Below are 15,251 nucleotides of genomic sequence, written 5' to 3' on the forward strand. Positions count from 1 at the left end.
TTTAATTTTTTACCGTTTTTATTTTTATCAATTTTTAAAGGAATATTATGACAGAAATTACCCACTGGGCAGACGTCGTCGCGGATGAGGCGATGGCAAAAAACAAGAAGAATGTGATTTCAACCGGAATTACGCCTTCCGGTCACATTCATATCGGAAACATGAGAGAAGTGCTGACGGCTGATGCTGTTTACTGCGCTTTGAAAACCAAAGGTGAAGAACCCGAGTTTTATTACATCGCCGACAATTACGACCCGCTCCGCAAGGTCTACCCATTCTTAAAAGAAGAAGAGTACGCGCAGTATGTCGGCCACCCGATTTCTGAAATCCCCTGCCCGTGCGGCAATCACAAAAGCTATGCCGACCACTTCTTGGAACCGTTTATCGCGGCGATGGAAACGCTCGGCATTCGCCCGAAAGTTTTGAAAACGGACGAATTATACAAAGCCGGCAAGTTTGTCGATGCCATCAAAACCGCTTTGAAAAACCGCGATGCCATTGCGAAAATCTTAGAAGAGGTTTCGGGAAAGGAAGTTCAGGAAGACTGGAGTCCGTTTAACCCGATTTGCGAAGGCTGCGGTCGTATTAACAGCGCGAAAGTGACCGGCTTTGACGAAGCGAACGAAACCGTCAGCTACGAGTGCGCCGACTGCGGCACATCCGGAAAAGTTTCCATGACCGGCGGCGGTAAACTGACCTGGCGTGTTGAATGGCCGGCGAAGTGGAAAATTTTAGGCGTGACGGCAGAACCGTTCGGCAAGGATCACGCGTCAAGCGGCGGCTCTTACGATTCCGGAATCCGCATCTCTCGTGAAATTTTCAACCACGAACCGCCGCTTCCGATCGTTTATGAATGGATTATGCTCGGCGAAAAAGGCGCGATGTCTTCGTCTTCCGGCGTTGTTGTTTCAATTTCGGATATGCTTGACGTTGTTCCGCCCGAAGCGCTTCGTTTCTTAATTATGAAAACGCGCCCGGAAAAGCACATCAAATTCGATCCGGGACAGCCGCTTTTAAATCTTGTCGATGAATACGAGCGCATGCGTGACAAAGAAGAGCCGACGGTTTTTGAAGAAAGAATCGTGGATCTTTCAAAATCCAAAGACGTGAAACAATCCAAGATTCCGTTTAAGCAAATGGTGACAATTTATCAGGTTGCCGGCGGCGATTTGAACAAAATTGACGCGATTGCCAAGCGCTCGGGCTTCGATGAAGATCCCGAAATGATTAATCAAATGGCGCGCAACGTCGGTCTCTGGCTTGATAAATACGCGCCGCCGTTTGCGAAATTCGGCGTCAAAGACACCGTTCCGGTGCAAGCCGCATCTCTGACAAACACGCAGCGCGCGTTTTTAAATGCGTTCGCGGACGAACTCGAAGCAGCCGGAAAAGAACTCGGTCCCGAAGACATCCAGCGCATTGTTTATGAAACAAAAGAAGCCGACTCCGGTATTGCCAAAAAGATGGTTCAATATGCCGGATGCGAAATTCCGGCTGAAGAAATTGATACCAAGAGTTTCTTTATCGCGATTTACACCGCGCTTTTGGGACAGCCGTCCGGCCCGAAAGCCGGCTGGTTCTTAACGTCGTTTGACAACGACTTTTTGGTTCAGAGATTCAGAGAGGCTGCGAAATATCAGCCTTAACTTTCTTTTTTATTTTTTTTTGAAAAACTGTGCCGTTCGCGCGCGCGGCGGTGTCGGCTTCAAAACCGACTTTCCTCTTCTAAATGTATAAATACCGCAAATTCCCTTGAATTAAAAATATGCTTGATAAATTAAAGAAATCATTAGAAGCTGCTCCCATCATTCAAAAAGAATGTGACGGACAGGTTTATAATTATTTTATTCATCCGATTTCGGACGGTATTCCCGAAACGGATCCCGCGATATTGGAAGAAATCGCGAATTTCATTATCGCCGACGGCAAAACCGGCAGCGTTGACAAAATTGTCACGGTTGAGGCGATGGGAATTCCGATTGCAACGGCGCTTTCCGTGAAAACGGGAATCCCGGTGACGATTATTCGTAAGAGAAAATACGGCCTGGAAGGCGAAGTCGAACTTTCGCAGTCGACCGGATATTCCAAAGGCGCGCTTTTCATTAACGGTCTCAACAACGGCGACCGCATTTTAATCGTCGATGACGTCATCAGCACGGGCGGAACGCTTTTGCCGCTGTTGGAAACGCTGGGCGATATGGGTGTCGGCGTTGCCGGCGTTTACTGTGTCATCGGGCGCGGTGCCGGAATGAGACATATTAAAGAAAAACAGGCGTTGATGTGACTGTTTTGGTTGACATTGACGTGTCCGCAGGCGGCGTCACGGTTATCGGGGGCGTTTGATGACCGAGCTTCCGACACTCACTTCCGATTCGTCTTATGATTTTGAGATGAAAGCCGTTTTTGACGAGATCGAAAAGATTTCAAAAACAAAAAACGGTCGCGTTGTTGTCGGGCTTCAGTTTCCCGAAGGATTGAAAAAACACGCGCTCGGGATTGCATCATTGATTGAAGAAAAAACGAGCGCGGAAGTTTATATTTCGGCAGACCCGTGTTTCGGCGCTTGCGATTTGGATATGCGGCTGATTGAAAAATCAGACATTCTTTTCCATTTCGGACACGCCGAATTAAAACAGGGCGCAATCGAAAACAAAGTCAAATTTATTGAAACGCGTTCTAAGGCGGATGTTTCAAAAGCAATTGCTGCGGCTGTTCCGCTTTTGCCGGAGCAGACAATCGGGATTTTAACGACGGTTCAGCATGTTCATCAATTGGAGGCGGCGCGAAAAATCTTGGAAGATGCCGGAAAAACCGTCATCATTTCAAACGGCGACAGCCGAATCGCTTATCCCGGACAAATTCTCGGCTGTAATTTCTCGGCGGCACATTCCGACGATTCCGAAAATTGTGATGCGTTTTTGTATATCGGAAGCGGTCAGTTTCATCCGATCGGCGCGGCGATTTCATCAAAGAAGCGCGTCGTTTGCGCGGATCCGTTTACGGCGGATGTTTTTGAACTCAATTACCGCAAATTCTTGATGCAGCGAAGCGCGGTCATCGGAAACGCGGCGGATGCCGAAACTTTTTGTATTATTGTTTCAACCAAAAACGGCCAATATCGAAAAACGCTGGCGGACTCCATTCAAAATAAGGCGAAAGCGCACGGGAAGGATGCGTTTATTTTGTTCATGGATTTTGTGTCGCCCGATCAAATGCTGTCGTTTAAGGCGGATGCTTTTGTCAATACCGCTTGCCCGCGGCTTGCAATTGACGATTCCGGCAGATATCCCGCGCCGGTTTTAACGCCGCAGGAATTTGAAATCGTTTTGGGCGAGCGCGAGTGGGAAGATTTGGTGATGGACGAAATTTTAGAAGGCGGCCAGGATTGAAATTTTTATATGGGGCGAATAAATGTTTTCGGAAATTTGTGTTTACCAGGTCAAGCCGGATAAAATCGATGAATTTGAAACTTTAATGGAAGAAGTTGAAAAATTCTTAAATGAGCAAGATGGTGTTTTGTTGATTCGCTTTTTTAGACGAACGCATGACATCAATGACTTTTCTCTCGTTAAGGAAGGATTACCGCCGCATAAATTGACGCGCGTTGTCAAAAGTGTTCGTTATTTGCTTTATTGGGAATTCGAGACGGCAGAACAGTACGGCGCATCTCAGAAAAATTTGTATGAAACGTATTGGAAAACGATTGACAAATGTTTGCTTGTTCCGCATGACAAATACTTGGGCGAAACGATATTTGCGGCGAAATTATGAAACTTCGAAAATTGGAAATGGCGCTTGAAAAAGTGGAAGGATTTGAGACGCCCAATGTCAATTATGAACAATACAAAACGCCGGCGACGGTTGCCGCGCCGTTTCTTCATTTAGCTTTTATGAGCGGCGACATTGAGGGAAAAACAGTTTATGATTTGGGCTGCGGCACGGGGATTCTTTCAATCGGTGCGGCGATTTTGGGCGCGGCCGAGGTTGTCGGTTTTGACATTGATGAAAACGCGGTCAAGAGTGCTGAGAAAAATTCTGAAAAAATGGGCGCGGAAATTGGTGAATCTGTTATTGAATTCGCGGTTTCCGATATTTCCAAAATTTCGGGGAAGATTGAATCGGGGGAATTGAAACGGGCCGATACGATTCTCATGAATCCGCCGTTCGGGGCTCAGGAAAAAGGAAATGATCGGCCGTTTTTGGAAGCGGCGATCGCAGCGGGCGGCGTTATTTATTCCATTCACAATAAAGGCAGCCGCGCTTTTATAGAAAAATTTATTAAACCGGCTGTTGTAACAGATTGTTTTATAACAGCGTTTCCGATACGAAAAACGTTTGATTTTCATAAAAAAGAAGTTCAAACAATTGATGTTGAAATTTACAGAATCGAATCCAAATCTTGATTTTTGGTTTTTGATTTTTTATGAACGTAAAAGATTATTTTATCTATGTTTAAGATATATTCCTATCACCGAGTTGAATATAACAGCGCTGAAAATGGTTTTCAGCAAATCTAATTATGGCAGCAAAACGGTAAAATTGCTGCGATTCACGATTATCAAATTATGAAGGTTCATTTATGAGCAGAGTGCAAAAAAAGCCGATCCGAAGAAGATTGAAAGATACCGCGGGCAAACCCGACGAACCGAGAGCAACAGAGCCGGTCGCGGCAGCTCCGGCGGAAGACTCTCAAAAACCTCGCATTCCGAGAAAACCCAGACCCGAAATTGCGAAGCAAGAGGCTGAAGCGCCTGTCAGGCGCGCAAGCCGCCCGCGCGCAACCGAAGCCGAAAGCAGCGAAGCCGAAGACAAGCCGCGCCGCGCGCCGGCTGAGCGCGCCGAGCGTCCCGAACGCAGATCTGACAGCGGCAGCGAGCGCAGCAGTGACAGACGCGGCGGTGACCGTAACGGCGGCCGTGACGGCAACCGCAGCCGTGACAGAGACGGCGGACGTGATGGCGGCCGCGGCAGAGATCGCAACGGCGGACGCGGCGACAGAAACGGCAAAGGCGGTTTCGGCGGCAGAAAACCTGCTGAGAAGAAGAAACGCCCCGAAAAAATCGTTTACGAGAAAACGAAAGAATTCGTTTTCCCGGGTGATATTGTCGGCGCAATCGAAGAGTACAAACCCGGATTCGGAACCGTTAACGATGACGGCACAATCCGCGCGACGGTTTCCGGTGTCATCGGCATCAACAAAGAACACCGCATGGTTTCCGTTATTCCCAAGACGAAAACGCTGAACACGATTACGGAAGGCGACATTGTGATCGCGTCCATTTCGGATGTCCGCGAATCCAACGCGCGCGTCAATATTGTTGCGGCGGAAAAGAGTTTGGATGAAGAAATCGTTAACAACGGCAACGCCGAAATTTACGTTTCCAACATCAAAGACGGCTTTGCAAAATCCGTCAGCGACGAATTCAGCGTCGGCGACATTGTTCGCGCAAAAGTCATCGACAGCTCAAAAATCGGTTTGTCCACGGTTGATTCCGACCTCGGCGTTTTGAAAGCTTACTGTTCCCGATGCAAAACATCATTGACAAGAAGCGACGACGGCTTGGTTTGCAGCAACTGCGGCAACCGCGAAAGACGCAAATTGGCGGACGGATACGGAAAAGGAATTCCTTCCGTTTAATCCGTTTATTTTTCACCGATAAATTTATCAGAAATCATTCAATTCAGAATTTTAAATATTTAAACAAGTGAGATTAAATTATGGAACTTACAATTCTTTCACAAGGCAAAGACGAGATGGAAATTCTCGTTAAAGGGGAAACCCACACCCTGATGAACATTATTAAAGCGACGCTTTTGGAAGACCCGCGCATTGAAACCGCTTTCTATGACGTGAAAAGATTATCCAATTCCGTCGAAAGAGAACCGGTTCTCTACATCAAAACAATGCCCGGCGAAAAGCCGATTGAAATTTTAAAAGATGTCGCCGACAAAATCATGGCGATGTGTGACGAATTTTCAACAGCTTTCACAAAAGCTGTTCAGCAGAAGTAAGCAGAACATTCTGCTTTTTTCTGTTTCTTTATTCTTTTTTCAATTTTTTCCGAGCGGCGCTCGGGCTTTCAGGTGGCGATTTCAGTGGCAGCGAACAATCTTCAAATGTTTCAGTATATCAAGCGCGATACGCGCGATTTTATCAATATTGATCCGCTTCAAACGGCCGGTCTTTTAACGGATGCGGCGCGCGATGCTCTTCTCGAATGGGGCGACGGCTATTCCGTTTGTGATTATTGTAACGGCGCGCTGGATTTGGTCAAAAAGCCGCCGATTCAGGAATTTGTTCACAAAGCGCTGCCCGAATTTCTCGGAACAGACGCGGCGCGTGTGATGAACGGCGCGCGCGAATCTAAATTCGCAGTGATGCACACGCTGGCAAGCGCCGCCGCCGACAAAAATAATTATGTCGTGATGGACGCTTGGGCGCATTATTCCAGCAAAGTCGCAGCGGAACGCGCGGGTCTTGAAATTGTTCAAACCGAAAAGCCCGAAAAAGAAATCATGCCCGAAGATTTCCAAAAAGCAATCGAAGCCGGCATTGAAAAATACGGCAAGAAACCGCTTTTAACTTTATTGACATATCCCGACGGCAATTACGGCAATTTAGCCGATGTCAAAAAGATTGCCGACATTTCTCATGAATTTGAAATTCCCGTTCTTTTAAACGGCGCTTACGCTGTCGGCAGAATGCCTGTCAGCGCGAAGGAATTCGGTGTCGATTACATTGTCGGAAGCGGCCACAAATCCATGTCGGCCTGCGGTCCTGTCGGCGTTCTCGGCGTCAACGGCGAAGAGGCGGCGGAGCAGCTGTTTAGAAAATCCGCTTACAACAAAGTCAAAGAAGTCGAACTTCTCGGCTGCACCTCGCGTGGCGCGCCGATTATGACGTTAATGGCGTCTTTTCCGGAAGTTGTGAAAAGAACGCAGCCCGAAAATTGGGAAAAAGAAGTTGAAAACGCGCGCTTGTTTATTAAACGCTTGGAAGACGAAGCCCCCGACAAATTCAAATTATTCGGGCAAAATCCGCACAATCACGATTTAATGTTTTTCGAAGCCCCGGGCTTTTTCAATATTTCCGAAAAAGCAAAGCGCGGTCGTTATTTCCTTTATGACGAACTGAAAGAGCGAAAAATTCACGGCATCAAAGTGGGGCTGACGAAAAATTTCAAAATCAGCACATACGGACTCGGCGCGGAAAAAACAAATTTTGTTGCCGACTCTTTTATTGACATTTTGAAAAAATACGATGAAATTTAAGGAATTTATAATTCAATGATTCAAAAACGAATTTTTAATTTAAAACGAGGATAAAAATGACGACAAGCTTGCTTTGGTTTTCCGTTGCTTTAATGGTTGCTTCCCTGCTCTTGAAAAAAGACATGAAGATTGCTGAAATTATTTGCGGCGCAAGCTGGCTGATTTTCGGTTTTTATTGGATTACGCTGATTCCGTATTATTACGCGAAAGCGGATTACACAAACATTGTTTTAACGATTCTTTTGTTCACGTTTTGCGTTTTAGTCGCGCATTTTGCGGCGCGCGCGTTTAAGAGCGGCGCCAAAAATCCGAATTCCAAAAGCCCGGAATCTGTTTTGATGAACGACCGCGTCAAATTGATTTTCGATCTGACAAAATTAATCGCAGTCGTCTGCATTATTTACATGCCGTTCAGTTTGTTTACGCCGCTCAATCATTTAATCATTGAAACGGTGACCACGCAAACGGTCGACATCTTAAATTTCCTCGGCTACAACGCCAAAATGGTCGCTTACGATACAATTTCTTACAACGGCATTAAAGTCAGTGTCATTCTGGCCTGCACGGCGATTGAAAGCATCGCCTTTTTCACCGGTTTAATCCTTGCCGTCCCCGGCACGCCGAAGAAAAAGCTGACCGTTTTCATGCTGACCGTTCCCGTCATTTATGTTTTGAATTTGCTTCGAAACATTTTCATTGTTGCTGCTTACGGCGACATGTGGTTTGGCGCAAACAGCTTTGAAATCGCGCACCATTACATCGGAAAAGCAGGCTCAGGCGTTGCCTTAGTCATTTTAGCGTACATCACAATGAAATTGCTTCCCGGCTTGATTGATAACGTTCTCGGCCTTTGGGATTTGTTCATTGATGAAATCAAATACATTTTAAGAATTCAGAAGTAAATGTAAAACAGAGGATATGATCTTGTTTTTTGCAGATCATGTCTTTTTTCTGATTCTTTTTTTAATATTTTATTCTTTTTTCAGACTGTAATTAATGATTGCAACAATCATTGTAAATCCGAATATTAAAACAATTAACGGGAAATGCGGTTTTCCGTAATTTTCCGTTTTTTTCATATCCATCGAATAAGACTGAATTTCATTTCCGGAATCCGGCGCAGATTTTTGAATATTTTGATTTTCGGGCGGCGAATCGTTTTTATAATCGGTAAGCCCGGGTGCGGCAACAACGGCGCCGGCGGCCAATAAAACAGAAATCATTATGACGGTTGCCGGAATTAATATTTTCGTTTTCATTTCAGTTCACTTCGATTAAATGTAAATATCTTATTTTATATCAAATGTATATTTTTCTATAAATTGTATGATTGAATATTATTGAATGGCATTTTGTGTATATATATCTTTTCAAAATTATTATATTATGCCGGTTATGTTATTCCCGGTTGATGAATTGGCGGCGGCATTACTGCCGCCGGTTTTGATAAAATTTAATAAATATAATACAACACAAAAAACCAAAAACAAACTCAATTATGAAGTAAATTAATCACAACAAAGAGGCTGAAACAAAAACAAAAACTGAATTCAAAAATGAAATAAAACTAAAATTAAAAAAGTAACAAAAGAAAAAATCAATAAAAAAAAGTTGAAGATATTTCATTCAAATTAATATCTTCCGCGTCTTCCGTATATCGGTTTTTTCGCGTAAACGCGTTTGACTTTTTTCGCGAGAACGAAGTCGCCTTCTTTTGATCTGAAGCTGCCGCCTCTGACTTTAATTGAAACAATCGGATAATCTTTACCATCCACTTTTACGTTCTGTCCGACGACGAATTTGAAATCGCCGGGAACTTTGATTTCGGCGGGATCCGTAATTTCTCTTTGCTGAATCGCAACTTTTACGGTTATTTCATCAATTGCGCGGCCCCAAATCGTGTCAATGTCTTTGACGGCGGCCGACGGTTTTCTTTTGTCGCCGCATTCCAAAACCGTAATCATAATCGGAACGACGTCGCCGGAATTGATGTCTTCAACGACAAACTCATCGTCAATAAAAAAACGCTCTTCTTCCGGCAAAAGCGTCTGCATGACAACGGAATCTTCCATGTTGCTGACAATGATTTTGACGGTTTTCATCTTCACGCGCGGAATGCGGTAGCTGTGGGTGTGGCCGCAGTCCATGCATTTGGCAACCGGACTCTGGCCCGGCTTTAAAACTTCATGCCACGTTTCATCTGCCGGCGAGCAGTTCGGGCACTTAATTTCAATTTCATTTTCTTCTTCAAGCATAATTCTCACATTAAATATCGTATAGCGAAAGAAAGAAAACAATCCCATATAAGCATATTCAAAGCTGTTTGAAAATTCGAAATATTTCGATTTCATAAACGGATAAATATTAATAGAATCTCATCTCATATTTGAGAAACGTCTTATTTTTGAGATGTGTTATCTTGAAAACATTTATTTTGAAAAGGATTTGCTGAACATGGACCAAATCAAATATTTGAAAACGTTGGCACTGCTCGGCTGCGATCAAAAGCCGGTCAAAATTTCCGTCAAGGAGCTGGAGCATGATTTTAAAGCCAGCGATAAGACGATTTCCAGAAATTTGAAATTCTTGGAAGAAAAGGAGCTCATCGCGCGCGAAATCACGCCTTCCGGCCAGATGATTCAAATCAGTCCGCTCGGCATGAAAGCACTCTCTCGCGAGTTTGCCGATTACAAAAAAATATTTCACGTCCGCGAGCAATTGGAATTGGAAGGCGTTGTTGCGTCCGGCCTCGGCGAAGGACAATATTATATTTCGATTGACGGCTACGCGTCTCAATTTAAAGAAAAGCTCGGCTTCACGCCGTTTCCGGGAACGCTGAATGTTAAAGTTAAAGATTATTGTTTGGAAAATCGAAAGCGTATGAACGAATTGCCGTTTATTAAAATCGACGGATTTTCCGACGGTCAGCGAACGTACGGCGCAAGTGATTGCTATTCCGCCGAAATCGGCGGCATTCAGTGTTATATTATCGTTCCCGAAAGAACGCATTATCAAGGCGATTTGCTTGAAATCATCGCGCCCGTTAAAATGCGCGAGGAATTGAAATTGAAAGACGGCGACGAAATTAAAGTCACCGTCGGCGAAGTTTGTTAAAATGACGGGATAAAGGGAGTCGGTTCAAAAATGTATCCGGAAATCAGTATTCGTGAAACGGTGTCTGAAGATTTTCAAACGATTATGGAAATTCATGAAACCGCATTCGGGCATGACAAAGAAGCAAAGCTGACCGCGGCCCTCTTAAATGATAAAAGTGCCGCGCCGGTTGTTTCATTAATCGCTTTTGAAGAAGAAACCGCCGTCGGACATATTTTGTTCACACGCGCGTCTTTTGAAAACGGTGCGAACCTGATGATGCATATTCTTGCCCCTTTGGCCGTGGTCCCGTCATCCCAAAAGAAAGGAGTCGGCGAGTCGCTGATCCGGTCCGGCCTTCAAAAACTGCAGGAACTTGATTCCGAATTGGTTTTTGTTTTAGGCCACAAAGAATATTATCCGAAATTCGGATTCGAACCATGCGCGGAAAAAGCAGGTTATCCGGCACCTTATCCGATTCCGGAAATCCATCAGGAATATTGGATGATGCAATCTGTTTCAAAAAGCGGCAAGCCTTATCTTAAAGGGAAAATCAAATGTGCTGACGCTTTAGATAAACCGGAACACTGGAGAGAATAAATTCAATTTAAATTCATTTTTCTTATTTATGACTGTTAAAAATCAAAGGTGAAAACAATGGACAACAAAACTCAAAACCAAAACGACAGCAAATATTCCGAAAAAATTCAAAAAACGCTTCAAGCGATTCGCGACGGCAAATTCTTTTTGCTTTATGATTCTGAAAAGCGTGAAGGTGAAACCGATTTCGTCATCGCGGCAACGGCTGTTCAGCCTCAGGATGTCAAAATTATGAGAAAAGACGGCGGCGGTTTGATTTGCGTTGCGGTCAGCCCGAAAGCATCTGAAATCATGAAACTGCCGTTTATGGCGGATGTGGTGACCGCCGCCGCAACCAATGACAAAATCAATCCGAAACTTGAAATCGGCACTTTCGTTGAAAAAGAAGGTGACATTCAATATGACAAGAAATCTTCTTTTTCGCTTTGGGTCAACCACCGCGAAAACAGAACCGGCATTCCCGACGACGACCGGTCGTTTACGATTCGCCGCCTCGGGGAAATGACGAAAACGGCGCTTGAAGGAAAGCCGGTTGATTTCGCTTCCGAATTCAGAACACCCGGTCACACGGCAACGCTTCGCGCTTCAAAGGGACTTTTGGACGAGCGCCGCGGCCAGACGGAACTTTCAATCGCGCTTGCGCTGATGGCCGGAACGACACCGGCAATGGTTGTCTGTGAAATGCTGGACGATACGAACGGCAAAGCGCTTTCCAAAGAGGATGCGAAAGCCTACGGCGAAAAGAACGATATGATTTTTGTCGAAGGTTGGGAAGTCGTCGAAGCTTTTGAAATTTGGAAGAAAGAAGGCATTGAAGCTTAATTCCTTCTTTTTTGTTTCTTTTTTTTTATTTTCATCATTTTTCATGAAACAGAAATGTTTTATTTTAGAATCGTATTCAAAGTTTGAATTTCAATTTTATTTTTATTATTACAAATACCGTTTTTTATCAGGTGATATGAAATGACTAAAACAGCAGCCGTTATCCGCGGAGACGGCGTAGGACCCGAATTGGTTGATGCAATGCTTAAAGTTTTGAAAGCTTCCGGAACACAAGTTACATTTAAGATGTGCGATGCCGGCGAAGGCTGGTGGAAAGCAAACGGCGGCGACTCTTTAATTCCGCCCGAAACGTGGGAAATTATGAAAAATTCCGACGCGTGTTTCAAAGGCCCGACAACAACGCCCGGCGGCATCGGTTCTCCGCGCAGTGTTGCGGTTTCCATCCGAAAAGCATTTGATTTGTACGCCAATGTCCGCCCGATCAAAACGATTGAAGGCGCAGTTGGTCCGCTCGGCGCGGTCGAACACGTTTGCGTCAGAGAAGGAACGGAAGGCCTTTACATCGGTGAAGAAGTTCAGTTGACAGACGACGTTGTGATTGCAATTCGTAAAATCACGAAAACCGCGTCTCACAAAATCGCCAAATACGCTTTTGAAGAAGCCAAACGCCGCGGCTACAAAGCCGTTGTTCCGATTCACAAGAGCAACATCTTGAAAAAGACATGCGGCACTTTCCTCAATGTCGTTGAAGAAGTCGCCAAGGATTACCCCGACATTGAAGTTTGGGAATATCACATCGACAACATCGCAATGCAGCTCATCAAAAACCCGCAGATGTTCGATCAGACAATTTTGCTGTCCACCAACTTGTTTATGGATGTCATCAGCGAGGAATGTTCCGCGCTCGTCGGCAGCATCGGCATGATTTATTCCGCAAACATCGGCGACAATTACGCGATGTTCGAACCGGCGCACGGTTCCGCGCCGAAATACACGGGAATGGACAAAGTCAATCCCTACGCAACGATTTTGGCAGGCGCTTGGATGCTTGATTATCTCGGTGAAAAAGAGCAGTCCCAGAAGATTTTCAAGGCGGCCGAGCAGGCAATCGCTGATGGTTTCGTGACTTACGACATGGGCGGCGACAAAAAATTAAGTGAAGTTGCCGACAAAATGGTCGAAATTATGACAAAGTGAAGAATTTAAAATTCATTCTTCTCTTTTTCTTTCTTCTTTTTTTCTTTTTTGATTTCTCTTGATGTTTATTTTTGTTTTTCATTTTCTTGTTTTCATTAAAATTGCGGCTTGTTTTTGAAAAATTATTGAAACGGATGCAGTTCGCGCGCGGCGGACGGCGCGGCAGAGGCAGGCCTGCAAGGCGGCAACTGTATTTACAGAAACAGTAAGGTAACAGCGGAACGGAAACAGTAAGGTAATCTGTGCCCCCGTTCGCGAGAGCGAACGGCTGCTCTAAAAAAGAGCTGATGCAAGTGGCAGATACCGGCGTGCGGATACAAACAGCAAGTGTACAAACAAAATAAAAATAAACGGCAAACATAAACAGCAAATACAAACAGCAGGTAAAAGTAAATTTGAATTTTAAATAATTCAAAAAATTACTTAACCGAAAATAGCGTTTAAAAGCATTCAGGGTGGATTTTGAAAAAAAATCCTTAATTGTAACATAAAATTCAAAGTCAAAAGACAAAAAAATTAAAAAAATCAAAAATATGGTGAAATTATGGAAGAAGTTTTAAAATTTTTAACCGACAACCCGACTTTCTACATCGCAACATGCAGCCCCGAAGGCCCGCGCGTCAGACCGTTCGGCTTTATCATGGAAGACAACGGCAAATTGTACATGACAACCAACAATCAAAAAGATGTTTTCAAACAGCTTCAGGCAGATCCGCGCTTTGAATTGTCAGCAACCTCCGCCGACGGCGGCACTTGGATTCGCGTCAGAGGAAAAGTCGTCTTTGACACCCGAAAAGAAATCGCAGAAAAAGCATTCGCTTCCGCGCCTTTCTTTGTTCCGATGTATCAATCTCCGGACAATCCGATTTTGGAATTCTTCTACATCGATGACGGCGAAGCCACTTTCTATTCATTTACAGAAGAGCCGAGAACGGTTAAACTTTAATTTTGTTTCATTTTCAAAAACGGATTCGGATTGAATCGGTTTTTTGGCCGGTTCAATTAATTTTTTTAAATCGCCAACAGTCTTACTTTTTTCGCAACGCAATTTATTTAATTATCTTATGATGTCCTAAGGTAAGGTTTACGGGGTTTGATAATAAAGGAGAGATTGAGTTTTGAAACATATTCTTCTGATTGAAGATAATATTATGAATTCCGAATTAATCATCGATATTCTTGAAATTGAAAATTACAGCGTATCAGCTGCAGCCGACGGCAAAAGCGCGCTTGATATTTTGAAAAAAGAATCTTTTGATTTAATTCTAACCGATATTAATCTGCCCAAAATGGATGGCTTGGAATTGGTCCGGCGCATTCGCGAAGAAACGGATCAAAAAGCCAAAGTAATCGCCATGTCTTCCGACGTTGAAACCAAAGACGGCAAACAATTTACTGAAGTCGGGTTCGACGGGTTTATTCAAAAGCCCTTCAAAATCAAAGAGTTCCGCGATTACATAAAATCTCTGCTTGGTTGAACATGAATTCGGAAACCGACTCTTTGCAAGACAAACTTCAATTCATTCGCTCAATTGATTTTCCGACAACCGAAGAGTTGTCTCAGCTTATTTCTTTTCTTGAAGACCCGAATGAAAATGATTTCATTTGCGCCGCCGTTTATCCGATTCTCCAGAATGTCGGAAAACAGGCTGTTGATATGCTTTTGCCTGCCTTTTCGGAAACAAACGAAAAGCTTCAAATTCGTTTCTCTTACGCTTTTTCACAAATTTCTGAAACACCGGCATACATTTTTGAATCCTTTTTGAAAAGCGAAATTCCGCGCGTTCGGCAAAACGGCATTCTCGGTTTTTCTCTTTTGAATGACCGCCGTTTCGATTCTTTATTATTTGACGTTTTGACGACGGACTCGAATCCCGGAACCGCTTACGAAGCGGCAGCGGCGCTTTCAAAAGGCGGCCCGACTGCATTGAAATACTTCGAAACGATTTTAGAAAATAATCCAAAAACTTATATGGATTCCCCGACCAAAATTAAATCAAATCCATGCGATTTGAATCAATGTGATTTGAATCAACATGGTGATTCCGAAAGCTATGTTTTAGACGAACACGTGCTCGCAAAAGTCATTGAACTTTCGGGCGACATCGGAAATCTTGATACAATTCCGTATCTTGAAGCTTATTTCAATCATTCCGACGAACGCATTTCAAGAATTGCAATGGAATCTGTTCAAAAAATAAAATCAAAATTTCGAAATTTAAAAATTTAAATTTAAATTCTGAAATTTAAAATTTAAATTCTAAAATTAAAAATCTGAATCCTAAAAACAGCGGCAGGTGATCTCT

At 43.9% G+C, this 15,251-nt stretch carries 17 protein-coding genes and 1 pseudogene; 16 read left to right on the plus strand and 2 right to left on the minus strand.

The window, feature by feature from the left end:
- The first annotated feature begins 47 nt into the window (after positions 1-47).
- The 9 genes and pseudogenes from lysS (at position 48) to artA (ending at position 8,174) form a co-directional block, all read left to right on the plus strand.
- A complete protein-coding gene (gene lysS, locus MmiEs2_RS00600) occupies positions 48-1,646 on the plus strand; it encodes a lysine--tRNA ligase (protein ID WP_316559512.1) in 1,599 nt (532 codons plus the stop codon).
- A 119-nt stretch (positions 1,647-1,765) separates the two neighbouring features.
- A pseudogene (gene hpt, locus MmiEs2_RS00605) lies at positions 1,766-2,343 on the plus strand (hypoxanthine/guanine phosphoribosyltransferase).
- Entirely contained in the window at positions 2,343-3,389 is a 1,047-nt protein-coding gene (dph2, locus tag MmiEs2_RS00610) for a diphthamide biosynthesis enzyme Dph2 (protein WP_316559513.1), read from the plus strand. The pseudogene hpt and the gene dph2 overlap by 1 nt, the downstream one beginning before the upstream one ends.
- 22 nt (positions 3,390-3,411) lie before the next feature.
- Positions 3,412-3,771: an antibiotic biosynthesis monooxygenase family protein gene (locus tag MmiEs2_RS00615; protein ID WP_316559514.1), complete on the plus strand. Its 360-nt coding sequence runs from the start codon at positions 3,412-3,414 to the stop codon at positions 3,769-3,771.
- On the plus strand, positions 3,768-4,403 hold the full coding sequence (locus tag MmiEs2_RS00620; RefSeq protein ID WP_316559515.1) for an METTL5 family protein: 636 nt from the start codon (positions 3,768-3,770) through the stop codon (positions 4,401-4,403). The genes MmiEs2_RS00615 and MmiEs2_RS00620 overlap by 4 nt, the downstream gene beginning before the upstream one ends.
- 176 nt (positions 4,404-4,579) lie before the next feature.
- Positions 4,580-5,638, plus strand: a complete 1,059-nt coding sequence (locus MmiEs2_RS00625) for an exosome complex RNA-binding protein Csl4 (protein WP_316559516.1) — start codon at positions 4,580-4,582, stop codon at positions 5,636-5,638.
- 80 nt (positions 5,639-5,718) lie between these two features.
- A complete protein-coding gene (locus MmiEs2_RS00630) occupies positions 5,719-6,012 on the plus strand; it encodes a DNA-directed RNA polymerase subunit L (protein WP_316559517.1) in 294 nt (97 codons plus the stop codon).
- Between the two features lie 78 nt (positions 6,013-6,090).
- Positions 6,091-7,272 carry an O-phospho-L-seryl-tRNA:Cys-tRNA synthase gene (gene pscS / locus MmiEs2_RS00635; protein ID WP_316560254.1) on the plus strand — a complete coding sequence of 394 codons (1,182 nt, stop codon included), beginning with the start codon at positions 6,091-6,093 and terminating at the stop codon, positions 7,270-7,272.
- A gap of 56 nt (positions 7,273-7,328) precedes the next feature.
- A complete protein-coding gene (gene artA / locus MmiEs2_RS00640) occupies positions 7,329-8,174 on the plus strand; it encodes an archaeosortase A (RefSeq protein ID WP_316559518.1) in 846 nt (281 codons plus the stop codon).
- Positions 8,175-8,243: 69 nt separating this feature from the next.
- Here artA and MmiEs2_RS00645 read toward each other — a convergent pair whose 3' ends face one another.
- Positions 8,244-8,531, minus strand: coding sequence for a hypothetical protein (locus tag MmiEs2_RS00645; RefSeq protein ID WP_316559519.1), 288 nt, complete (start codon positions 8,529-8,531; stop codon positions 8,244-8,246).
- A 372-nt stretch (positions 8,532-8,903) separates the two neighbouring features.
- Entirely contained in the window at positions 8,904-9,527 is a 624-nt protein-coding gene (locus MmiEs2_RS00650; protein ID WP_316559520.1) for an HVO_0476 family zinc finger protein, read from the minus strand.
- Between the two features lie 199 nt (positions 9,528-9,726).
- Here MmiEs2_RS00650 and MmiEs2_RS00655 point away from each other — a divergent pair, with 199 nt between their 5' ends.
- From MmiEs2_RS00655 to MmiEs2_RS00685, 7 genes are all read left to right on the plus strand, one after another.
- Positions 9,727-10,386 (plus strand): winged helix-turn-helix domain-containing protein/riboflavin kinase, encoded by a 660-nt coding sequence (locus MmiEs2_RS00655; RefSeq protein WP_316559521.1) that lies wholly within the window; start codon positions 9,727-9,729, stop codon positions 10,384-10,386.
- A 30-nt stretch (positions 10,387-10,416) separates the two neighbouring features.
- Positions 10,417-10,965, plus strand: coding sequence for a GNAT family N-acetyltransferase (locus MmiEs2_RS00660; protein ID WP_316559522.1), 549 nt, complete (start codon positions 10,417-10,419; stop codon positions 10,963-10,965).
- A gap of 57 nt (positions 10,966-11,022) precedes the next feature.
- A complete protein-coding gene (ribB, locus tag MmiEs2_RS00665) occupies positions 11,023-11,787 on the plus strand; it encodes a 3,4-dihydroxy-2-butanone-4-phosphate synthase (RefSeq protein WP_316559523.1) in 765 nt (254 codons plus the stop codon).
- A gap of 141 nt (positions 11,788-11,928) precedes the next feature.
- Complete coding sequence (locus MmiEs2_RS00670; protein ID WP_316559524.1) at positions 11,929-12,945, plus strand: isocitrate/isopropylmalate dehydrogenase family protein; 1,017 nt, start codon at positions 11,929-11,931, stop codon at positions 12,943-12,945.
- A gap of 544 nt (positions 12,946-13,489) precedes the next feature.
- On the plus strand, positions 13,490-13,891 hold the full coding sequence (locus MmiEs2_RS00675; protein WP_316559525.1) for a pyridoxamine 5'-phosphate oxidase family protein: 402 nt from the start codon (positions 13,490-13,492) through the stop codon (positions 13,889-13,891).
- 172 nt (positions 13,892-14,063) lie between these two features.
- Positions 14,064-14,423, plus strand: coding sequence for a response regulator (locus tag MmiEs2_RS00680; RefSeq protein ID WP_316559526.1), 360 nt, complete (start codon positions 14,064-14,066; stop codon positions 14,421-14,423).
- 2 nt (positions 14,424-14,425) lie between these two features.
- Complete coding sequence (locus tag MmiEs2_RS00685) at positions 14,426-15,175, plus strand: HEAT repeat domain-containing protein (protein ID WP_316559527.1); 750 nt, start codon at positions 14,426-14,428, stop codon at positions 15,173-15,175.
- Positions 15,176-15,251 lie beyond the last annotated feature (76 nt).

The sequence above is a fragment of the Methanimicrococcus stummii genome (assembly GCF_032594435.1).
GTDB lineage: Archaea > Halobacteriota > Methanosarcinia > Methanosarcinales > Methanosarcinaceae > Methanimicrococcus > Methanimicrococcus stummii.